We start from the raw sequence: 256 nt of genomic DNA, 5'->3' as shown, positions 1-256 counted from the left end.
GCACCTGAAATACTGCGGCGTGGAAACAATCGCCATCGCGGAAAAAGAACCGGAAGACGCCCAGTCCGAACTGGTACGGGACTTGCTGGCCATAGTCACGTCCTTTTCGGCCAGGTTGTACGGAGCCGGGGGCGGCAAAAAAGTCCGGCAGGGGTTTCGGGAACTGATCACGGGAGTGTCGCAAGATGAAGAAGCCGAAAAAGAAGAAAACAGTTAACCCGGAAGACGGCATAAAATACACCGTCTGTGGCGAGTT

The 256-nt window shown here is 54.7% G+C and carries 1 pseudogene; it reads left to right on the top strand.

Annotated features, from left to right (window positions below):
• Positions 1 to 217: pseudogene (locus tag IT084_RS17850) on the top strand (IS607 family transposase); the annotation flags it as partial.
• Positions 218 to 256 lie beyond the last annotated feature (39 nt).

Origin of the sequence: Desulfallas sp. Bu1-1, from assembly GCF_015594625.1 — a bacterium.
In the GTDB taxonomy this organism is placed as follows: Bacteria; Bacillota; Desulfotomaculia; order Desulfotomaculales; family Desulfallaceae; genus JADNRQ01.
This window is presented reverse-complemented; position numbering and strand designations above follow the sequence as displayed.